This is a genomic window from Amycolatopsis nivea, assembly GCF_004522235.1.
Lineage (GTDB): Bacteria > Actinomycetota > Actinomycetes > Mycobacteriales > Pseudonocardiaceae > Amycolatopsis > Amycolatopsis nivea.
This window is the reverse complement of record NZ_SDLT01000022.1, coordinates 33,071-54,597: the sequence shown is the minus strand read 5'-3', so window position 1 is coordinate 54,597 and position 21,527 is coordinate 33,071. Positions and strand designations below refer to the sequence as shown.

Sequence of the window (21,527 nt, the reverse complement as noted above, 5' to 3'; positions counted from 1 at the left end):
ACCCTGTGCCGACCGGCTGCCGCCAGACTCCGTCGCCGGAATGCCGCCGTCGTACGACGAACGGCAGCTTATGTCACCCAACCGGACGAGGGAACAACCGCTCACCGCACCGCACGTGCATCGGCATTTGCAGACAGTGTGCTGGTCAGCGCCCGTCGTCGGTGATCTTGCCGTTGTCGTCGAAGGTGAGCGTCTGCTGCTCGGTGCTCTTGCTGCCGTCCTGGTGCGTGACCTCGACCGTGTTCACCGTGGTGCCGTGCTGCGGGTCGATGGTGACCTTCTTGACCTCGAAGTACGCGACGTCGGCGTAGCGCTTGCGCAGCCCCTGCGGGCCCTGCTGCTTGAGGTCGCCGGACGTGACCGACGAGGCCTCCGACGGGTCGGTTGTGACGTTGTTGAAGAACTTCTCCGAGTTGTTCCCCATCGTGTCCGCGTCGCCGGCGGTGAAGACCGGCGGTCCTTTCGTTTCCCGCTCAGCGGGAGTGACCGGCGGCTTCTGCGGCGGCTCGCTGGACGAGGGCGAGTCCGTGGTGGTCGGCGCGGACGTGCTGCTGCCGGTGCCGGTGCCGGGGCCCGCCGACGTGGTCACGCCTGCCGAACTGCTGCTCGCGGAACTGTTCGGACCCGAGCCCTGCTGCGGATGCGTGCCGTTGTCCGAGGTGACGCCGTCCGGGCTGGTGCTGGAGTCGCTGCGCGGGACGCTGCCGCCGACCCCGCCGTGCTGCCCGTTCGGGATGAGCGCGCTGAGGTTCGGGTTGCCGCCGTTCTGCCTGCCGGGCCAGCCGCCCCCGCCGACCGCGTCGGTCGTCGTGGTGGTGGGCCCGCCGACCAGGAACGTCCCGGCGAACAGCAGTCCGACGACCACCGCGCCGGACGCGCCGGTGGCGAACCACGCGGCCTTGCGCCAGGTCTTCGGCGGGGTGACGGACGCGGGCACCGAGCCGAGATCGAACGTGCCGAGGCCGTCCAGCAGCGGCGCGGCGTACACGCGCACCTCGTCGTCCTGCTGCTCTTGGCTCTCCCGCGCCGATACGGCCGGTTCGCCGAGCGTGACGCGCTGGCGCCGGGGCGGTTCCTCCGCGACCGGGTTCAGCTCGACCCGTTCGCGGGGGCTTTCCGGCCGGTTGGCCAGCGCGGCGGAGGTGGTGGCGACGCGTTCCTGCCGGGTGCGCCGGGTCGGCTGGGGGAGTGCGCTTTCCGGCGGGGCAAAGGCGCGGTGCTCCTCGGGGATCCGGTCCTGCGGGGGAGCGAAGGCGGCGCGGGATTCGGGCTGACGGGCCAGCGGGGCCGCGACCTGCTGGTCTTGGGGAGCGGCGGTCTGGCGGCCGCGGGGTTCGGACGGCTGTCCGGGGAAAGCAGCGGTCTGGCGAGGCTCGGCCAGCCGGTCCGGAGCGGAGGCCTGGCGGCGCGGGGGTTCGACGGGGGCGCGGCGATCGCTCGTCGTCCGGCGGCGCTGCGGCTGCGGCAACGGCGGTTCGCCGATCGGCAACGTGCCGCTCGCGGTGGGGAAGACCGGCTGGTTGGGGGCCGGGCGGTTCCCGTCGTCGGGCACGCGGTCCGCGCGCGGGGCCGGTGCGCCGCGCAGCCGCGGGTTCTCGCTGCCTCGCTGCATCGGGGCGCCGTCGACGGCAGGCACGGCACCGGTGCGGTGCCGGTGATGTCCGGCGGTGCGGGGCGGCACCACCGGGGTCCAGGTGCCGTCGGCGCGGACGCGGTGCCGTCCGGGAACGGTGACCTCGGCGTCCGACACCGCGCCGGGACGGTCCGCGTGCCGCCGACCGCCCATCGTGTTTCCCGTCATGCCGGTTCGACCCCTCCGCGAGGGGGGCGTGACGGCGCCGGGGCGGTCGTCAACCCGAACGGAGCAGGGACGAGGAGAACGACGCTTGCGTCCACACTTGCGAACTCCCGCGCAAATGCACGCGCACGCGGAGAACGGCGCGCGGAGCCGCAGCTCCCGCGCGTCCTCCGGGCATAGCCCGGCGCAGACGCCAGGGTCCTCACGGACTTCACAGTAGGAAACCGGCAGGCGAATGTCTTCACCCATCCTGCAACTTGCACCGGTTTCACTCGACCGGGCGCGCCCGAACGGGCGGCACGTCACGCAGCGCAGCGTCCCGCCCGGCGTTTGCCCAGTTCGGGGGCTGGTCAGCCGCCGCTGCGGTACTTCGCCTGCGTGGACTGGAGGGCCTTCATCGACGTCGCGCCGCTACCGACCGCGATGACGATGGCGAGAACGTCCAGCACGACGTTGCCGGAAGTGAGCAGCCACGCGAACAGCGAGGCCGCCGTGGCGCCGCCGGCCAGAGCCCAGCGGCTGCGCACGTACTGCGCCACCGGGGCCCCGCCCGCCCGCTTGCCCGCCGCGTTGTTCAGCAGCGCCAGGTAGCCGACGTGGCCGAGGGCCGCCAGCACGCTCGCGATCGCGATGATGACGGCGATGAGGTTAATCATGTGTCCAGTCTGCCCGGTTTCCCTGCCGCGCGAATCGGGGATGCCCCGGATACCGGGTCAGCGGCCCAGCCTGCCGCGCCCGAGGTTCAGCAGCAGCATCGCCAGCTGACGGCCCTCCGGACCCAGTTCGCGGTAGCGCGCCAGCACGTCCATCTCGCGGTTGTAGACGATTTTCGTGCCGCCCGCGGCCATCCGGGCCGCGCCGATGGTCTTCGACACCTCGACCCGGCGCTTCACGAGCCGGAGGATTTCGGAGTCGAGCCAGTCGATCTCCTCGCGAAGCGACGAGATGTCCTCGCCCGCCGGGGTGTGCTCGGCGGGCTGTCCGTCGGCGTTCTGCGTCTGCGCGTTCATCGGGACCTCTCTGAAGTCCGGACTCCCTGTCCCAGGGACGGCGAAAGCCCCGGGTCCAGTGGACTCCGGGGCTGCGGGTGATGGCGGGTGGGGCACTACGCGATCACGGGAGCCGGAGTCCGGGTCCCGTAAAAAAATCGCTCGCTGCTGTGCCGCACGGATTCAGTATGGCACAGGCGCGCCCGGCCGCCCGCGGAACGCCCGCACCCGCGCGTGCAGCACCAGGCTGATGAACAGCCAGAACAACGGCATCGCCGGCCAGAAGAAGAACGCGCCGCCGATCGCCCAGCGAACGATCAGCAAGGTCGCGAGCACGGCGACGATGCCGAGGTGGACGCGCAGCGCCGGATGTTCGCGCAGCGCGGCCCGGGTCAGCGGCCAGCCGCCGCCGCGCGGCCGGGCAGGCGCCGTCCGGGGGAGATCGGCGGTGAGTTCGCCGAGTTCGTCGGTGTAGCGGGTGGCGTAGACCGTGCGCAGCCGCTCTTCCACCTCTTCGAGAGTGAGCCGTCCGTCGGAACCGGCGGCCTGGATGGTCTCGGCGACGCGCTCGCGATCGCCGTCGGAAGCCCTCAGCCGGGCGGGAATCTTGTCGTCCATGCCATTCGATGCTCCGCGCCGCGGCGGCGTCGCGCGTCGGACGCGAGGCGACACTGCGGCGTACGTCCGGAAGCGCAGGCCGACCCCGTGGCTGTTCCGGGACTGTCGTACCCCCGGGGTAGCGTTGACAGACGATGGACACCCTCTTCGATCTCCCCGCAGACCCGCCCGCCCGCGCTGCCCGGCCGGGAACCGCAGACCTGCTCGAGGACCTCAACCCCGCCCAGCGCGAGGCGGTGACGCACGCCGGAGGTCCGCTGCTGGTCGTCGCGGGAGCCGGATCGGGCAAGACGCGCGTGCTCACGCGCCGGATCGCCTACCTGCTCGGCCAGCGCGGCGTGCATCCGGGCGAGATCATGGCGATCACGTTCACCAACAAGGCCGCCGCCGAGATGCGCGAACGCGTCGCGGCGCTCGTCGGCAAACGCGCGAACGCGATGTGGGTGTCCACGTTCCACTCGATGTGCGTGCGGATCCTGCGCCGCGAGGCGAAAACGCTCGGCATGTCGTCGAGTTTCTCCATCTACGACTCGGACGACACGAAGCGGCTCATCACGCTCGTGGCGCGCGATCTCGACATCGACCCGAAGAAGTACGCCGCCCGCACGCTCGCGGTGCACATCTCGAACCTGAAGAACGAACTGGTCGATCCGGACGACGCGGCCTCGAAGGCGGCGAACGACCTGGAGCGGCGGGTCGCCGAGGTCTACACCGAGTACCAGCGCAGGCTGGCGAGCGCGAACGCGTTCGACTTCGACGACCTGATCATGCGGACAGTGTCGTTGCTGCAAGCGTTCCCGGACGTCGCGGAGTACTACCGGCGGCGCTTCCGGCACGTCCTGGTCGACGAGTACCAGGACACCAACCACGCGCAGTACACCCTGGTGCGCGCGCTCGCCGGAACCGAAGCCACGGACACCGGGATCGAGCCCGCCGAACTGTGCGTGGTGGGTGACGCGGACCAGTCCATCTACGCCTTCCGCGGCGCGACCATCCGCAACATCGAGGAATTCGAACGCGACTTCCCGAACGCGCACACGATTCTGCTGGAGCAGAACTACCGTTCCACGCAAACGATCCTGTCCGCGGCCAACGCGGTGATCGCCCGCAACCCCAACCGGCGCGCCAAGCGGCTGTGGACCGATTCGGGCGACGGCGAGAAGATCGTCGGCTACGTGTCGGACAACGACCACGACGAGGCCGCGTTCGTCGCGGGGGAGATCGACTCGCTGGCGGAGAAGGGCGAGGCGGACTACTCGGACGTCGCGGTGTTCTACCGCACCAACAACCAGTCGCGAGTGTTCGAGGAAATCTTCATCCGGCTGGGCCTGCCGTACAAGGTCGTCGGCGGCGTGCGGTTCTACGAACGGCGCGAAGTGCGGGACATGATCGCGTACCTGCGCGTCCTCGCGAATCCCGATGACACGGTCAGCCTGCGCCGGATTCTCAACGTCCCGAAGCGCGGCATCGGCGACCGAGCCGAAGCAGTCGTAGCGACGCACGCGGAACGGGAGCGAATCTCGTTCTGGGCCGCACTGCGCGACGCGGTCGACGACAAGGTGGCGCTGCTGAACCCGCGCTCGGCCAAGGCGATCACCGGCTTCGTGACGCTGCTGGACGAACTGCAGGAGATGGCGTCGTCCGGCACCGAGGTCCACGACCTGCTCGAAGCGGTCCTGGAGCGCACCGGCTACCGCGCGGAGCTCGAGGAATCGGACGACCCGCAGGACGCGTCGCGCGTCGAAAACCTCACCGAACTGGTGACGGTGGCACGCGAATTCGCCGAGTTCACCGCCGAGGTCACCAACGACGAAAACGCAGAACTGGTCCTGGACGACGGCGTCCCCGCCCCAGGTTCTCTGCCTGCCTTCCTGGAACGAGTCTCGCTCGTCGCAGACGCCGACTCGATCCCGTCCCCAGACGGCGGCGAAGAAGGCGACGGCGGCGCGGGCGTGGTCACCCTGATGACCGTGCACACCGCCAAGGGCCTGGAATACCCAGTCGTCTTCTGCACCGGCTGGGAAGACGGAGTCTTCCCGCACATGCGCGCCCTGGGCGACCCGGCTGAACTGGCCGAAGAACGCCGCCTGGCCTACGTGGCGATCACCCGTGCGCGGCAACGACTTTACGTATCCCGCGCCCTCACCCGGTCGGCGTGGGGACAGCCGCAGATGAACCCCGCGTCCCGCTTCCTGGACGAGCTGCCACCGGACCTGGTCGACTGGCGCCGCCTGGAACCGTCCTCCCCAGGCTTCGGCAACTTCGGCTCCTCGTCCGGTTCCTCGTCAGGCCCCCGAGCCGCGACGACGTGGGGCCGCCGGTCCTCCTCGTCGTCGACGTCCTCGAGCTCGCCGTTCGGCAAGGCGTGGAAGGACACGGTGGCGCTGAAGCTGGACGTCGGAGACCGCGTAAGCCACGACAAGTACGGCCTGGGCACGGTTATTTCTTGCGACGGCATCGGCCCCCGCGCGACGGCGACGATCGACTTCGGAGCTTCCGGGAAGGTCCGGCTGATGTTGATCGGCAGTGTGCCGATGGTCAAACTCTGAGGTCTGCTGAGCTTTCGGCTACGACACTTTCGGCTGCTGCAGTTTCGACTCGCCAGCGGCTGTGGCTACGGCTGCGGTGACCGTTACGGCTGACGCGGCTTCGGTGGTTTGATCCGCCGTGCCGTGCCGTGCCGTGCCGTGCCGTGCCGTGCCGTGCCGTGCCGTGCCGTGCCGTGCCGTGCCGTGCCGTGCCGTGCCGTGCCGTGCCGTGCCGTGCCGTGCCGTGCCGTGCCGTGCCGTGCCGTGCCGTGCCGTGCCGTGCCGTGCCGTGCCGTGCCGTGCCGTGCCGTGCCGTGCCGTGCCGTGCCGTGCCGTGCCGTGCCGTGCCGTGCCGTGCCGTGCCGTGCCGTGCCGTGCCGTGCCGTGCCGTGCCGTGCCGTGCCGTGCCGTGCCGTGCCGTGCCGTGCCGTGCCGTGCCGTGCCGTGCCGTGCCGTGCCGTGCCGTGCCGTGCCGTGCCGTGCCGTGCCGTGCCGTGCCGTGCCGTGCCGTGCCGTGCCGTGCCGTGCCGTGCCGTGCCGTGCCGTGCCGTGCCGTGCCGTGCCGTGCCGTGCCGTGCCGTGCCGTGCCGTGCCGTGCCGTGCCGTGCCGTGCCGTGCCGTGCCGTGCCGTGCCGTGCCGTGCCGTGCCGTGCCGTGCCGTGCCGTGCCGTGCCGTGCCGTGCCGTGCCGTGCCGTGCCGTGCCGTGCCGTGCCGTGCCGTGCCGTGCCGTGCCGTGCCGTGCCGTGCCGTGCCGTGCCGTGCCGTGCCGTGCCGTGCCGTGCCGTGCCGTGCCGTGCCGTGCCGTGCCGTGCCGTGCCGTGCCGTGCCGAGGGGAGCCGCGGCCCGGGGCGCGATTCTCCGCAGTCCCGCGCGCCACAGTGGGATTGCCCAAGCTGACTCGCCACAGTGAGCACCGGCCGCCGCCAACACCGCAGCGCTGCTCTGGGCTCCACGCTGCCTTTCGCGCAACGTCACCCCTCAGCTCCCATTGCCTCTCCAGGCGTCAGCCCCGCACGTCTGGCGCGTGATGCTTCCAGCCGTGGCAAGCCACCCCTGTCGATACCGCAAGCCTTCCTCCCCGCGAAGCCTTCCTCGTCCTCCAGCGCAGGCCCGCTCGCCCTAGTTTTCCCGCTGGCTGTGCCAAAACTCGGCGTTGCCCGGGGCCCTGCGCGGCTTCCGCCTGTTCCCAGCCTCCTGCCGCAGCCCACTTGCCCGGTGTCGGACGCCTGCCCGCCCCGTCCGGGACATCTTTCGCCGGACCGAGTGAACTCCCCAGCGAACCCACCGATCTTGTCGGTCCCCTCCGACATACTGAGTTCATCGAACACAAGTTCGATGAAATGCGGTAGGCTACGGAAGGGACGCAGGGGATGGACGCGGTGCTGTTTGGGGTATTTGCCGCTGGGGTACAGGAGTACTTGAGGAGAGTCGCGGGGACGGTTGCTGTGGGGACGGCAGCTTGGCCAGCTCGGGACGTGCCAGGGGATGTGGCACGGCTGGCCGCAGCATGGCGCGCGCTGCTGAGACAGCACGCATTAGGACCAGACGGCAGATGTGTCGTCTGCGGAGGAACATCGCGCGCTGACGAGGGACTGGCGCGATGGATGCCCTGGCGAAGACGCGCTGACCTGTGCACAGTGTGGCAGGTAGCAGTCGCCTACTTCGTCCGTCGCCTGCCGGGCAGCGATCCGTGACGCCATCGCCTGACAGCTGAAACCTCGCTCAGGCCGGGCAGAGATCGTTGGAACTCATCGCCGATTGTTCGGGCCGACGGCCATGCGCTGCGACTAACCGACGAAATCCCAGTTCGCGGACGAGCCTGTCGATACCAGGCCTCGCGATGACACGCGCCGCCAGAGTTCCTCACGCACAAAGGCGTTTCCATTACGAGCAGCCAAGAAAGGATCCGTACGAACCAAACTCAGTCGATGTTGCCCGCGCGGCGGCGGGCACCACTGCGCCGATCGCCCGGCGAACAGGAAATGCGGTCTGGCTCAGACGTTCACGCCGCGGGCGGCAAGCCACGGGCGCGGGTCGATCTTCTTGGTGCCGTCCTGCCACACCTCGAAGTGCAGGTGCGGGCCGGTGCTCTCGCCGCGGTTGCCGATCTCGGCGATCTGCTGGCCGCACTTGACCTTCTGGCCCTCGCGGACGGAGAAGCTGTTCATGTGGCCGTAGACCTGGATGGTGCCGTCGTCGAGCTGGATGCGGACCCAGAGGCCGAAGCCGCTGGCGGGGCCTGCCTGGATGACGGTGCCGTCGGAGGCGGCGTAGATCGGGGTGCCGATCGAGTTGGCGATGTCGATGCCGAGGTGGCTCGTGCCCCAGCGGGCGCCGAAGCCGGAGGTGAACGTGCCGTGAGCGGGCATGCAGGTCTTCGGGCGGGCGGCCTCTTCGGCGGCCTGACGCGCGGCTTCGGTTTCCGCCTGGACGCGGGCCTTGGTGACCTTGGCGCTGTCGGCCATCTTCGCGGCTTCGGCGGAGGCGTCGACGGCGTGCCCGGCCGGCAGCAGTTCGGGAGCTCCCCCGGAGCCCGCGCTGCCGAGGGTGAACGAGGCGCTCGCGTTCTGTGCGTTGGCGAGCGGGGTGACCGCGGCGTCGGAATCTCCGCCGCTGGTGGACTTGAGGGTCTGCCCGGCGGCGGCTGCGGCGAACGCGCCAGCCGCGACGGCGGCGACCACGACCCGTCCGCGAAGCGCGGAGGAGGGCGGGGCGATGCGGTGCTGCCCCCGGACGCGGATGACTGCACCGTCCAGTGCGTCTTTCAGCGCCGGGGAAGGGGCTTGGCCGCCGGGGGAGCGGTGTGAAGCCAAGACAGGGCCTTCCATCGTCGGGGAGCCGGGCGGAAACGGACTCGGGCGGGGGATCCCGTGAACGAACCTCGGGGGTGATTCGCTCAGCGTCCTGCTTCGTGACCTGACTGTAATGGGGACCGCAGGACAGTAACGAAGCGGCGCCTCAATGAGCAAGACGCGACCGGGCTTTCGGCCGAACGAGTGGCGTGCATCGCGCGTCTAGCTGTGGAAACTACCCAAAGTTAATCGGAAACTACTTCGCCGTTTGTGGCTTGAGTCACATACCTTCGGATGGCCCAACGCCCATGAAGGCCCTCCCGGCGGTCTCGCGGACGAAATAACCGGCCACCCCGGTGCGTTGAAGCAGGTTCACGGCGAATCTTGTGATGCCGGTCACTCACGGCAAGCCCCGCGGGTTCTGAGCGGTGCGGCCGGTTACCTGCCCTCCCCGGCAGGCCCCGGCCGTCCCTGTCCCCGATCTCGGCCGACCGTCCCCACGATCTGCCGAACCTGTCGCCGTCCCCTCCGCGACCCGGCCTGATTGCCTGTCCCGGCAGGCACTGGCCGTCTCCGTTCCTGGCAGGTCCTCCCCGGCCTGCCAGGAACGGAGTTCGCGGCTCCCCTCCGCGACGCGGCCGTTCACCTGCCCTCCCCGGCAGGCCTCGGCCCCTCCATCTCGGTCCCGGCTGGCCGTCCCCACGACCTTCCGGCACCCGCCGCGGCTCCCCTCCGCGACCGGGTCGGGCACCTGCCACGAACAGGCATCCGACCTCGTCCATCGCCCCCGCGATGTGTCCCCGTGCTTCGCCCCGTGCCGGAGTGACGCCCCGAACGCCACTCCCTTACGCGACTTCCCCGAAGTTTTTTCCCGACGCTCCCTCCGGCACTCCAGTCCCTCTTGCCGTCGAGACCTCCGGCCCGCGCCCCTCTTACGCGGATCGGCGGAATTTTTTCTTCGCACCCGTCAGACGCGCGGGAACGGCCAAAGGTTCATCCGGCGGCGAATTCACCTGGAAGTGCGTTCCGGCCTGGTCGAGGCGGCCCTGCTGTCCCCGCGCCGGGGCCGGTCCTTGCTAGCGTCGCGAGCGATGACTCCGCCGACCCCAGAGCCTTCCGACGGCGATTCCGCCCCGGACACCCCGGGCCGTCCCGCCGGACCCCGGCGTCCCAGCCTCGCCGAGCGCAAGGCCGCCGCCCGAGCCCGAGCCCGCCGCGACGCCGACCGCGCGAAATCGGATCCCGCCGACAGCCCCGCCGACTCGCCCCGTCGCCGCGGGACGGACCCTGCCGGATATTCGGCGGACTCACCCGGCGGCACCGAGTCGACGTCGGCAAGTCCCGCGGACTCGCCTCGCCGCGGCGGAGCGACGCCCGAGGAAGGCCCATCCGACCGTGACGAGTCGCAGTCGGTGGCAGGCTCTGGCCAGTCGCGCCGTGCTGGGGAGACTGCCGCGGAAAGCTCAGCCGACCCGGTCACTCCCGACCAGCCCGCTGCGGGAAGCCCGGCTAACCGGGAACCTGCCGCCGGGCAACGGCGTGACGAGGCAGGTCTGGCTAGCCGGAAGCCTGCCGCCATCCCTGACGAGCAGAGGTCTGCGCCTCGGACTATCCCCAGCCATCAGGACGCAAGCAGGGGCGACGCAAGCCGCGGAGACACAAGCCGTAAAGGCGAGACCCTCCTAGACCTAACCGACCAACCCCCCTCCCCAAGGCTCCAAGCCGCCACCGCCCTCCTCGCCGTCGGCTCCCTGGCCCTAGCCGCAGGCGCCATCGCCCCGGTCTCACCGGACGCAGGACCCGGCTACCTCTCCTGGCCGCTTCTCGTGATCCTCGCCGTCGTCCCAGCCGGAATCGCGGTCGCCGCAGCCCGAAGCGGCCGCTACGGACTGGCGGCCGGTCTCGTCACCGGCCTCGCCGCTCTCGCGCCGGGCAGGCTGATCCTCGATCTCCAATTCCTCGTCAACGGCTCCAAAACCATCCGCCCCGAGCTGTACCTCCCGGACCGCCTGCTCGACCGCAGTGGTGTCGGCATCGGGTTCTGGCTGCTGATCGTCGGCCATCTGCTGACGCTCGCCGCCGGGATAGTGGCCGCGCGCGTCGTGCTGGAGCGCAACGAGATCGCCGGCGGCGACGACAAACGTCGTTGGCGGCTGATCATTCCGCTGCTCGCCGTCGTGGCAGCAGTCGGATTGCTGATGACCCCCGTCCTCTCGGACGATCCGTTTCTCCTTGCGCGGTCAGCATTCGAGGGCCCGGGACTGGCGCTCGCCGGGTACCTTCTCCTCGCCGGTGCGCTGCCGGTCGCCGCGGTGCTCGGGGTTTTCGCTGGCTCCGACGGTGTCGCTCGCGGGACGCTCGGCGGGATTGTCGCGGCGGTGCTCGCCGTCGCGGTGCCGACGTTGGTCGCTGGGTTCGCCGTGCCCGGGCTGGAGGTCTCGACGGGCGCGTATCTCGCCGTCGTGCCGATGGTGCTGGTCCTCGTCCTCACTCCACTTGCGACACCGCAGCAGACGCAAACCGAGCGCACCGACCTGGCCGGCGAGGCGCGTGTCCCAGGGCTCACCATCTGGCGCGCGCTCACCGGGTTCCTCGCGTTGCTGACCGGGGTCGCAGCGGCGATCGGTGCGTACGCTCCGCAGCTCGGCAACAGCACGGACAGCCCGGCTCGGCTGCAGTTGCTGGTCGCGGCAATTCTTGTCGTGCTGCCAACACCTTTGCTCTTCTCCCGCCGCACCGCGCCGATCGCGCGCGGAATTCTCGCGGTGTTGTGGGCCGGCGTCGTTCTCGCGGGAACAGCGGTTCTCAGCACGGCCATCACCGCCTCCGAAGCGACTGGGCTCGGCGGGCTCGGCGGCGCGATCAGTTATCACCTCGGCGCGGGTGCCGTTTTCACCGCGATCGCGCTCGGACTCGCCGGGCTTACCGGATTGGCCGCGGTGATCACCGGCGTCGTGGAACGCGATGACACCGGTACCGAAGGGGCGCGATCCGCCGCGCTCATTCCGGCCGGAATCACCGCGGTGCTGGCGATCGCGGCGTTCGGCACGCCGGTGTTCACCGCGCAGGATTACGCGCCGCCCGGTCTCTGGTCCGATTTCGACACTCCGTCGTGGGGATTGCTCGCCGCGCTGCTCGTCGTTCTCGGGACGCTCGGGTTGAGCGTTCGTTCCCGGCCGGGTGCCGCGGCGGCGGGACTGGTTGGAGCGGCACTGCTCCTTGCCTTGCGCGTCGCCGAGATTCCGCTGGTCAGCATCCTGTTCTACGCCGCGAAGCCGGGTGCGGGTTTCTGGCTCGGGCTCGCCGCGACAGCGTCGGCAGTGATCACCGCTGTCATCGCGGCCGCCGGTGCGAAGAAGTGAGTCCGCGGCGCGTCGTCCTCGTCGAGCTGGCCGAAGAAACCGCGGCGATTCCGTTGGCGCGATTGCTGCGCGACGCCGGTCTCGAAGTCGTCCACGTAGGACACCTCGACACGGCGGAAAAGATCGTGCGCACCACCGAACAGGAGGATCCAGACATTCTGGGCCTCCTCGGCGGTCCCGCGCCCAAAGGTCTCGCGGAAGCGCTCTCCAGCACCACAGTGATCGAGTTGGGCTCCGAAAGCGCCGAAAAGGCCGCTGAAATGCTTGTCGGTGGGCGGTCTCACACCCTCGGCACACCCTCTGACCGCGCACGGTGACCGACTTCACCAGGTGCGGCGTCCCCTGCGTCTGCGCTGGTCGCTAACCTCGACTGGTCCGACAGCGCGGTCCGGAAAACGGACCACCACAGTGGCGTGTCGTCAGGAGACTGGAGTAGTGGACCTCTACGAGTACCAGGCGAGGGATCTCTTCGCCGCCCACGGAGTACCGGTTCTGCCGGGCGCCGTGGCAAGCACCCCGGAAGAAGCCAAGGCCGCCGCGGAGCAGATCGGCACCCAGGTCGTCGTCAAGGCGCAGGTGAAGGTCGGCGGCCGGGGCAAGGCGGGCGGCGTCAAGCTGGCCCAGACGCCCGACGAGGCGAAGGAGAAGGCGGAAGCCATCCTCGGCCTCGACATCAAGGGCCACATCACGCACCGCGTGCTGGTGGCGGAAGCCTCGGACATCGCGTCCGAGTACTACTTCTCCTTCCTGCTCGACCGCGCCAACCGCACCTTCCTCGCGATGGCGTCGTCCGAAGGCGGCATGGAGATCGAGCAGCTCGCGGTCGAGCGCCCGGACGCGCTCGCCAAGATCCCGGTCGACGCGATCAAGGGCGTCGACAAGGCCACCGCGCTCGAGATCCTCAAGGCGGGCAACTTCCCGGCCGAGATCATCGACGAGGCCGCCGACGTCGTGGTGAAGCTGTGGGAGACCTTCGTCTCCGAGGACGCCACCCTGGTCGAGGTCAACCCGCTGGTCCGCGACCCGCAGGACAAGATCATCGCCCTCGACGGCAAGGTCACCCTCGACGAGAACGCCTCCTTCCGCCACCCGGCGCACGAGGAGCTCGTCGACAAGCAGGCCGAGAACCCGCTCGAGGCGAAGGCCAAGGCCAAGAACCTCAACTACGTCAAGCTCGACGGCGAGGTCGGCATCATCGGCAACGGCGCGGGCCTCGTGATGTCCACTTTGGACGTCGTGGCGTACGCGGGCGAGAAGCACGGCGGCGTGAAGCCCGCCAACTTCCTCGACATCGGCGGCGGCGCGTCGGCCGAGGTCATGGCGGCCGGGCTGGACGTCATCCTCAACGACACCGACGTGAAGAGCGTGTTCGTGAACGTCTTCGGCGGCATCACCGCCTGCGACGCGGTCGCGAACGGCATCGTCGAGGCGCTGAAGATCCTGGGCGACGAGGCCACCAAGCCGCTGGTCGTCCGCCTGGACGGCAACAACGTCGTCGAGGGTCGCCAGATCCTGGCCGACGCGAACCACCCGCTGGTCACCGTGGTGGACACAATGGACAACGCGGCCGACAAGGCTGCCGAGCTCGCCGCGGCAGGTGCGTGAGATGTCGATCTTCCTCAACGAGAACAGCAAGGTCATCGTCCAGGGGCTCACCGGCTCCGAGGGCATGAAGCACGCGACCAAGATGCTGAAGTCCGGCACCAACATCGTGGGCGGCGTCAACGCCCGCAAGGCCGGCCAGACGGTCACCGTCGAGGGCAAGGACCTCACCGTGTTCGGCACGGTCGAGGAGGCCATCAAGGAGACCGGCGCCGACGTGTCGGTCATCTTCGTGCCGCCGAAGTTCGCCAAGGACGCGGTCATCGAGGCGATCGACGCCGAGATCCCGCTGGCCGTCGTCATCACCGAGGGCATCCCGGTGCACGACTCGGCCTACTTCTGGGCGCACGCGGTCGCGACCGGCAACAAGACCCGGATCATCGGGCCGAACTGCCCCGGCGTGATCAGCCCCGGCAAGTCGAACGCGGGCATCATCCCGGCCGACATCACCGGCCCGGGCTCGATCGGTCTCGTGTCGAAGTCGGGCACGCTGACCTACCAGATGATGTACGAGCTGCGCGACATCGGCTTCTCCACCGCTGTCGGCATCGGCGGCGACCCGGTCATCGGCACCACCCACATCGACGCCCTCGAGGCGTTCGAGAAGGACGCCGACACCAAGGTCATCGTGATGATCGGCGAGATCGGCGGCGACGCCGAGGAGCGGGCCGCGGCCTACATCAAGGAGAACGTGACCAAGCCGGTCGTCGGCTACGTCGCGGGCTTCACCGCCCCTGAGGGCAAGACGATGGGACACGCGGGCGCGATCGTCTCCGGTTCGTCCGGCACCGCCGCGGCGAAGAAGGAGGCCCTCGAGGCCGCCGGCGTCAAGGTCGGCAAGACCCCGAGCGAGACCGCGGTTCTCGCCCGGGAGCTGTACAACAGCCTCGGCTGACCAGCAGCGACTCCACTGGCGGAGGCCGGGCACCGACACGGTGCCCGGCCTCCGTCGTTTCCGCCCGCAACCGATCCGGTGTCCGGTGCGTCCAACGACGCGGACGCCCAGCGCGGATGCGCTAGCGTGCAGTCACTCGTGAGCGGGGGACGCCGCCGGTGCACCCCGGGTGCCTCAAGATCCCGAACCGCCGGTCGATGAGACAGGAGAGCTTCCGATGACCTTCCCCAGTGGCGGGCCCGGCTACCCTCAGCAGGGCCAGCCGTCCCAGGGACCGCCCCCGTCGGGCGGGTTCCCGCAGCAGCCCCAGCCGCAGCAGGGTCCGCCTGCCGCGGGTGCCGGTGCGCCGCCGAACCTTCCGCTGCTGCTGTCCCTCGGCGTGGCCGGGCTCGGCCTGGTGCAGTACTTCCTCGGCTTCGCTTCCGAGGCGGGCACGGCCGGGCAGCCCATTCTGTTCCTGCTCGTCGGCGGTTTGCTGTCGGCGCTGAGCCTGCTGCCCAAGGGGCCGAAGACGCTGCCTTTCGCCGCGCTGTTCAGCGTGGTCGGCGGGCTGGGCGCGCTCGACGCCGTCATCTCCGGGCGGTCGTCCGCCATCGTGATCGTGGTGCTGATCCTCGGTCTGCTGCAGGCGGCCGCGTCGGTCGCGGTGCTGCTGTTCGAGTACAACGTGCTCAAGCCGCCGACGCCGCAGCCGTCCGCTCCGGCGTACCAGCAGCCCTACGGCCAGCAGGGCCAGTACCAGCCGACGCAGTACCAGCCGGCTCCCGGCCAGCAGGGCCAGCAGCCGCCCGCTCCGGGACAGCAGCCGCCCGCCACTCCGCCGCCGGGCGGACAGGCCACGACGTACGCGCCGCAGCAGGGCCAGTTCTTCCAGCCGCCCGCGGACCAGAACAAACCGGGCACGCCGCCCGGAGGTTTCGGACAGCAAGGCTGAAACCCCTTCGCATCACCCACCCGCTGTGACTCTCCGTGTCACAGCGGGTGTTTTTCTTGGCCCGGTGCCACGACCGGGTGGGCGTTGGATTCGCCACGTCCGCCGGGCGGCGTGCCTCACCCGGACGGCCGAGTGCGGATGTCATGGTCGAGGACATGCAGGTGCTCACCAGTCCCGGACGCCCCGCGGGCGACGAGCCGGTGGGCGACTCCCTTGACCAGGATGTTCCCCGGTTCCGGGTGTTGCTCGCCGCGGCGCTCGGCCCGCTCGTCACCGGCTACGCGGTGGTCGCCACGCTGCTCGCGCTCGTCACCCTGACCGCCCAGCACGCGGTCTTCTCCGCGGGCGGCGTGCTGCTGTCGGCGGGACCTGGCTGGCTGGCCGCCTACCAGGTCGAACTCGGGATCGGCGGCCATCCGCTCGGGATGCTGCCGCTGCTGCCGACGATCGGGGTGGTACTGCTGGTCGCGCGCGCGGCGGCCAAGGCCGTGCGACGGCTTCGCTGCGCCAGGCTGCGGCACGCGGTCCCGTTGATCGCCACGATTTCCGGCGCGCATCTGCTGTTCGGAGTGCTGATTTCGCTGCTGTCGATCGGCGAACCAGTGCGGGCGAATTTCTGGCTCGCCGCGGTGGTGCCTGCCGTGATCTCCGGACTCGCGGCCACCGGCGGGGTGCTTCGCCGGTTCGGGATGCCGCGGGTGCTCGCCGACCGGCTCGATCCGCTGGCTCTTCGCGGCCTGCGCGCGGGCCTGCTCGGACTGTTCGCGCTGCTGGCCGCTGGCGCGCTGACGCTGACCGCCGCCACGGCGCTGTCCGCGCGCACGGTGTCCAGCCTGTTCGAGCCGTCGTTCGGGAGCAGCTTCGGCCTGTTCCTGCTTTCCCTGCTGTATCTGCCGAACGCCGTGGTCGCCGCGATGTCGTTCGTGAGCGGACCCGGATTCAGCATCGGCAGTCTTGACGTGCACCTCATCGGCTACCGCGGCGGTTCCGTCCCCGGGGTTCCGCTGCTCGGCGGCATTCCCGAGCACGCCGCGTCGTGGTGGCCGGTGCTGCTGGTGCTGCCGCTTGCGGTCGGCGTGCTGGTGGGCTGGTCGGTCCGCGCGGTGGACGAGGACCCGGCGGCGCGGCTGCGGGTCGTGGTCGTCGCGGGCGCGGTCGTCGGATTCGGCTGCGTGCTGCTGGGCACGCTCGCCGGCGGACGGCTCGGCGACGGTCCGTTCGACCCGGTCAGCGTGCCGGTCGGGGTGGCGTCGATCGTCGCGTTCTGCTGGATCGTCATTCCGGCCGGGTTCGTGGCCTTCTTCGCGGGGGCGCACGCTCCGATGCAGCCGGTGGGCTCGCTCGAGGTGGAGGACGAGGCTGAGCCTGAACCTGAAGCCGAGTCCGAGTCGGCTGAGTCCGAGGATGCTGAGGAGTCCGAGCCCGAGTCCGACGAGGACGTCGAGGATACGGACGAGGCCGAGGAATCCGAAGACGCTGAAGACTCCGAAGATCCCGAAGAGCCTGCCGAAGAATCCGACGAGGCCTCGGCTGAGGGCGACGAGGACTTCGACGCCGAGGCCGACGCGGAACTGGGCCTCGACCTGCCGGAGGACGAGCCCGAAACCCCCGCCGAAGAGCCGGACGCTGTGACCGAGTCCACCGAGGACTCCGGCGACGCGAAGCCCGCCGAGGACGACCGTTAGGGTTGGGGCGACCTGGTGAAGCGCCGTGCGCCCGAGGCGTACCGCCGTGCAAGGAGCCCGTTCTGGCCAGCCGCTTGGAACTGCCCACTCCGGTGAAGATCGTCGTGCTCGCGTCCGGTTCCGGCACGCTGCTGCAGGCTGTGCTCGACGCGGCCGGGCAGCCCGGGTTCCCGGCCGCCGTCGTCGCGGTCGGCGCGGATCGCACCGGCATCGAGGCGCTCGCGCGGGCGGAACGGGCGGACGTGCCGTCGTTCACCGTGCGCGTCGCCGACCATCCGGACCGGGCCGCCTGGGACCGTGCGCTCGCCGAGGCCGTCGCGGCTTATCAGCCCGACCTCGTGGTGTCCGCGGGTTTCATGAAGATCCTCGGGCCGGAGTTCCTGTCGCGGTTCGCGGGCCGCGTGATCAACACCCACCCCGCGCTGCTGCCGTCGTTCCCCGGGATGCACGCGGTCGCCGACGCGCTGGCCGCGGGCGTGCGCGTCACCGGATCGACGGTGCATTTCGTCGACGCCGGGGTGGACACTGGCCCGGTCATCGCCCAGGAGGCGGTGCCGGTGGAGACCGACGACACCGAAGACGTCCTGCACGAGCGGATCAAAGCCGTGGAACGCAGGCTGCTGGTTGAAACGATCGAGCGACTCGGCCGTGGTGGGTGCACCGTGGACGGACGAAAGGTGAGGTTTTCGTGAGCACAGCACAGGGACGGCGCCCGGTCCGGCGCGCGCTGATCGGCGTCTCGGACAAGGCCGGCCTGCTCGAGCTCGCGACCGGCCTGCACGCGGCCGGCGTGGAGATCGTGTCGACCGGCGGCACGGCGAAGGTCATCGCGAACGCCGGGGTTCCGGTCACGCCGGTCGAGCAGGTCACCGGGTTCCCCGAGTCGTTCGACGGCCGGGTCAAGACGCTGCACCCGCGCGTGCACGCCGGTCTGCTCGCCGACCAGAGCAATGACGACCACGTCGCGCAGCTCAAGCAGCTCGACATCGCGGCGTTCGACCTGCTCGTGGTGAACCTGTACCCGTTCCAGGCGACTGTCGCGTCCGGCGCGAGCTTCGAGGACTGCGTCGAGAACATCGACATCGGCGGCCCCGCGATGGTGCGCGCGGCCGCGAAGAACCACGGCAGCGTCGCTGTCGTCGTGGACCCGGCGCGGTACGCGTGGGTGCTTGAGCAGGTCTCCGCGGGCGGCTTCGAGCTCTCGGACCGCAAGCGGCTCGCTGCGCAGGCGTACGCGCACACGGCTGCGTACGACACGGCTGTCGCTTCGTGGTTCGCCAACGCGTACGCGCCTTCGGACGACAGCGGCTTCCCGGACTTCCTCGGCGCGACGTGGGACCGTGCGGACGTACTGCGCTACGGCGAGAACCCGCACCAGAAGGCGGCGCTGTACCGCGGTGCGCAGCCGGGCCTCGCGCACGCGGAGCAGCTTCACGGCAAGGCGATGTCGTACAACAACTACGTCGACACTGACGCCGCGCGTCGGGCCGCCTTCGACTTCTCCGAGCCGGCTGTCGCGATCATCAAGCACGCCAACCCGTGCGGGATCGCTGTCGGCGCGGACGTCGCCGAAGCACACCGCAAGGCGCACGCCTGCGACCCCGTGTCCGCGTACGGCGGCGTGATCGCCACGAACCGGCCGGTGAGCGTCGCGGCGGCGGAGCAGATCGCCGAGGTGTTCACCGAGGTCGTGCTCGCCCCCGACTTCGAGCCGGAAGCGCTGGAGATCTTGCAGCGCAAGAAGAACGTGCGGCTGCTGAAGCTGCCCGCGATCGAGAACGCGTCCCCGGTGGAGTTCCGGCCGATCTCCGGCGGCGTCCTCGTGCAGACCGCCGACGCGATCGACGCCCCCGGCGACGACCCGGCGAACTGGACGCTGGCCACCGGCTCGCCCGCCGACGAGCAGACCTTGGCGGACCTGGAGTTCGCGTGGCGTGCGCTGCGCGCGGTGAAGTCCAACGCGATTCTGCTGGCGCACGAACAGGCGACCGTCGGCGTCGGCATGGGCCAGGTCAACCGCGTCGACTCGTCGCGGCTGGCGGTCGCGCGGGCGGGCGACCGGGCGAAGGGCTCGGTCGGTGCCTCGGACGCGTTCTTCCCGTTCCCGGACGGGCTCGAGGTGCTGATCGAGGCGGGCGTGCGAGCCGTCGTGCAGCCCGGCGGGTCCATCCGCGACGCCGAGGTGATCGCCGCCGCCGAGGCCGCCGGGATCACGCTGTACCTCACCGGAACGCGCCACTTCGCGCACTGAGTTTTTCGCTGACCGGCCGGGCCCTTCGGGTCCCGGCCGGTTTTTTCATCCCTCGCGCAAGATCGCGTAGACGACCTCGTCGCGGTAACCGCCGTCGCGCCAGGTGACCTGGCACAGCAGGCCTTCGCGATGGAAGCCGGTCTTTTCGAGCGTGTGCTGCCCGGCGACGTCCTCGCTGTCGACGAAGGCTTCGAGCCGGTGCGCACGGGTGTGCCGGAAGAGCTGGTCGACGAGCAGTTGGTACGCCTTCGCGGCGGTGCCGTGGCCGCGATAGTCGGGCAGCAACGCAACCCCGACCCGGAAGCACCCGCCGGCGGGCCCGCCCCGATCGGCCGCCTCCCAGGTAGCCATCCCGGCGACGACCGAGTCGACAGTCACCGCGACCGCGCTCGACGCCGGGCTGAGGAACCCGTCCTCGGCGAACCGGCGCCGTGCCTGCGGTCCGGTGAACCTCGTCCACTGGAAGGTCCCGGCGCCGTCCGGGTCCGTGGAGAACCGGTCGAGCACCGGAAGGTCAGCTTCGGCGAAACCCCGCAGGGCGATGTGTCCTGTCTTCATCAGGGTTCCCAGTGTAAAGAGCGGTTTTCCTGGTGTCCGGTGATCTTCCGGGTTCTTTCTCCGTGCGCGCTTGACAGGCGGGGGAGGGCGGGTGAGACTAGGTGGTGTCGAACGGGTGTTCGATACTGTTCGGCGCAGTGGTGTGTTGTGGGTGCGATTTGTTGGGTGACCGTGCGGTTTCCGCACGGATGAGGATGCGGAACCGCCTTCCCCGCGGTGTGCCGGCGTCCGTCCCGGGTCAGGTGTGACGACCTGTCCCGGGACGGACCGTCGGCCAATCCCGGCGGAAGGAGAAACCGGTGACGACCGGAGCGGCTTCGGGGGCTGCTTCTTCGGGGTTTGCTTCGGAGATCGCGGAAGGTGCAGAGGTTTTCTCGGCCGCGGGGGCGGCTGGTGAGCCTGGGGGGACTTCCGCGGACGGTGCCTCGGCTGGTTTTTGGGAAGCGGGCGAGGCTTCGACTCTGGCCGGGGTGGCTTCGGGGGCGGGCGGCGCTGTTGCGTTGGCTGCGGGAGTCTCGGCGGCGGGCGGTTCTTCGGCCGTGGCCGGGATGGCTGTGGGAGTCTCGGCGGCGGGTGGTTCTTCGGCCGTCGCCGGGATGGCTTGGGGAGCCTCGGCGGCGAACGGTTCTTCGTCCGCGGTCAGGGTGGCGTCGGGAGCTTCCGGGGCTAGGGGAGTTCCGGAAGCGGCCGGAGCGGCGTTGGGAGCGAGCAGTACTTCGGCTTTGACTGGGGCGGTGTCGGGAGAGGGCACCGCGGTGGCTCTGGCCGAGGCCGCTTCCGCGACGAGCGACTCTTCGGCGGTGCCCGGAAACCTGCGCACTCCAGTTCTTCCTGCTGACCCTGCCACGACCGATCTCCTTGGCACCGCAAGGAAATCACCTCTGCTGAAGCGGGCATCTCAGGAGATCTTCTCCGCCGCGGAACCTTCCGCGCCCACGAGCGTGCCGGAGGCGCGGCCGGCACGCTCGTGGGAAGTACTGGTGCCGTGGTCGGCGCTCGAAGCCTTGGCGAAGGAACGGACACCAGTCGCCGCGATGTCCGCGAGTTCCCCCAGCCTGAAGTTCTCCATGGGGGAGAACGGATCCCGCACCCGGCTGGGTACAGCGTTCGAACCATGGACACCGGCCACCTCCGGTAAAGCAGCGGAAGCCAGGTCGCCCACCGAGCTTCGTTCGCAGGCCCGATCAGCCGAATCCAGCCGCGAGCTTCGCCCCGCCGGTACTGCCTCGCGCGCGTCCAGCGGACCTGATTCACTACGGCCTTCCGATCGGGGTCACTCGTCTGCTGAACGCGATTCGCCGCCTCAACCTGAATCGGAATCGCCAACTCGTCTTCGCTCGCTCACCCCGCCGTCTCAGCTGCGCCCGGAAACTCCTCCCACCCCGCTAACTGAGCCCAGCCAGGAAACTCCTCTCGAACCCTCGAAACTCCGTCCCCCAACCCGGCTCCGCCCCACGGACCCGCCCTCACCGGCAGACCCGGCACACCCGCTGGCCAAACTGACCGCCCTCCCT

Annotated in this window: 17 protein-coding genes; 9 read left to right on the top strand and 8 right to left on the bottom strand. The window is 70.2% G+C overall.

Translation table 11 applies throughout. From position 1 onward, the window contains the following. Window positions 1–145: 145 nt before the first annotated feature. From EIZ44_RS24615 to EIZ44_RS24600, 4 genes are all read right to left on the bottom strand, one after another. Window positions 146–1,801, bottom strand: coding sequence for a hypothetical protein (locus tag EIZ44_RS24615; RefSeq protein WP_240691400.1), 1,656 nt, complete (start codon window positions 1,799–1,801; stop codon window positions 146–148). Between the two features lie 347 nt (window positions 1,802–2,148). Then, the gene (locus EIZ44_RS24610) at window positions 2,149–2,454 is read right to left on the bottom strand and encodes a hypothetical protein (protein WP_037816187.1); all 306 of its coding nucleotides are present in this window, start codon (window positions 2,452–2,454) and stop codon (window positions 2,149–2,151) included. A gap of 57 nt (window positions 2,455–2,511) precedes the next feature. Further along, window positions 2,512–2,808, bottom strand: a complete 297-nt coding sequence (locus EIZ44_RS24605) for a chorismate mutase (RefSeq protein ID WP_009072470.1) — start codon at window positions 2,806–2,808, stop codon at window positions 2,512–2,514. 162 nt (window positions 2,809–2,970) lie between these two features. Further along, entirely contained in the window at window positions 2,971–3,405 is a 435-nt protein-coding gene (locus EIZ44_RS24600; protein WP_134667616.1) for a DUF1707 SHOCT-like domain-containing protein, read from the bottom strand. Between the two features lie 134 nt (window positions 3,406–3,539). On the opposite strand from EIZ44_RS24600, the gene pcrA reads away from it, so the two are divergent. Next, the gene (gene pcrA / locus EIZ44_RS24595; protein WP_134667614.1) at window positions 3,540–5,954 is read left to right on the top strand and encodes a DNA helicase PcrA; all 2,415 of its coding nucleotides are present in this window, start codon (window positions 3,540–3,542) and stop codon (window positions 5,952–5,954) included. Between the two features lie 83 nt (window positions 5,955–6,037). On the opposite strand, the gene EIZ44_RS24590 is transcribed toward pcrA, so the two are convergent. Further along, entirely contained in the window at window positions 6,038–6,826 is a 789-nt protein-coding gene (locus tag EIZ44_RS24590; RefSeq protein WP_240691399.1) for a histone H1-like repetitive region-containing protein, read from the bottom strand. Between the two features lie 1,102 nt (window positions 6,827–7,928). Continuing rightward, window positions 7,929–8,615: a M23 family metallopeptidase gene (locus EIZ44_RS24580; protein ID WP_037816184.1), complete on the bottom strand. Its 687-nt coding sequence runs from the start codon at window positions 8,613–8,615 to the stop codon at window positions 7,929–7,931. A gap of 1,937 nt (window positions 8,616–10,552) precedes the next feature. On the opposite strand from EIZ44_RS24580, the gene EIZ44_RS24575 reads away from it, so the two are divergent. The 8 genes from EIZ44_RS24575 to purH all read left to right on the top strand — a co-directional run bounded on the left by EIZ44_RS24575 (window position 10,553) and on the right by purH (window position 19,455). Further along, on the top strand, window positions 10,553–12,088 hold the full coding sequence (locus tag EIZ44_RS24575) for a hypothetical protein (RefSeq protein WP_240691398.1): 1,536 nt from the start codon (window positions 10,553–10,555) through the stop codon (window positions 12,086–12,088). Further along, window positions 12,085–12,405, top strand: a complete 321-nt coding sequence (locus EIZ44_RS24570) for a hypothetical protein (RefSeq protein ID WP_134731446.1) — start codon at window positions 12,085–12,087, stop codon at window positions 12,403–12,405. Before EIZ44_RS24575 ends, EIZ44_RS24570 begins: the two co-directional genes overlap by 4 nt. Window positions 12,406–12,523: 118 nt before the next feature. After that, window positions 12,524–13,693 carry an ADP-forming succinate--CoA ligase subunit beta gene (gene sucC / locus EIZ44_RS24565; RefSeq protein ID WP_134667608.1) on the top strand — a complete coding sequence of 390 codons (1,170 nt, stop codon included), beginning with the start codon at window positions 12,524–12,526 and terminating at the stop codon, window positions 13,691–13,693. A 1-nt stretch (window position 13,694) separates the two neighbouring features. After that, window positions 13,695–14,585: a succinate--CoA ligase subunit alpha gene (sucD, locus tag EIZ44_RS24560; RefSeq protein ID WP_037816181.1), complete on the top strand. Its 891-nt coding sequence runs from the start codon at window positions 13,695–13,697 to the stop codon at window positions 14,583–14,585. 217 nt (window positions 14,586–14,802) lie between these two features. Continuing rightward, window positions 14,803–15,519, top strand: coding sequence for a DUF5336 domain-containing protein (locus EIZ44_RS24555; protein WP_037816180.1), 717 nt, complete (start codon window positions 14,803–14,805; stop codon window positions 15,517–15,519). 143 nt (window positions 15,520–15,662) lie between these two features. Further along, window positions 15,663–17,204 (top strand): cell division protein PerM, encoded by a 1,542-nt coding sequence (locus EIZ44_RS24550; protein ID WP_167754263.1) that lies wholly within the window; start codon window positions 15,663–15,665, stop codon window positions 17,202–17,204. 74 nt (window positions 17,205–17,278) lie between these two features. After that, the gene (gene purN / locus EIZ44_RS24545; RefSeq protein WP_037816178.1) at window positions 17,279–17,896 is read left to right on the top strand and encodes a phosphoribosylglycinamide formyltransferase; all 618 of its coding nucleotides are present in this window, start codon (window positions 17,279–17,281) and stop codon (window positions 17,894–17,896) included. Further along, complete coding sequence (purH, locus tag EIZ44_RS24540; RefSeq protein ID WP_134731442.1) at window positions 17,893–19,455, top strand: bifunctional phosphoribosylaminoimidazolecarboxamide formyltransferase/IMP cyclohydrolase; 1,563 nt, start codon at window positions 17,893–17,895, stop codon at window positions 19,453–19,455. The genes purN and purH overlap by 4 nt, the downstream gene beginning before the upstream one ends. 45 nt (window positions 19,456–19,500) lie before the next feature. Here purH and EIZ44_RS24535 read toward each other — a convergent pair whose 3' ends face one another. After that, window positions 19,501–20,013 carry a GNAT family N-acetyltransferase gene (locus tag EIZ44_RS24535; protein ID WP_043835171.1) on the bottom strand — a complete coding sequence of 171 codons (513 nt, stop codon included), beginning with the start codon at window positions 20,011–20,013 and terminating at the stop codon, window positions 19,501–19,503. Window positions 20,014–20,911: 898 nt separating this feature from the next. Next, window positions 20,912–21,082, bottom strand: a complete 171-nt coding sequence (locus EIZ44_RS44845; RefSeq protein WP_167754262.1) for a hypothetical protein — start codon at window positions 21,080–21,082, stop codon at window positions 20,912–20,914. Between the last annotated feature and the right edge of the window lie 445 nt (window positions 21,083–21,527).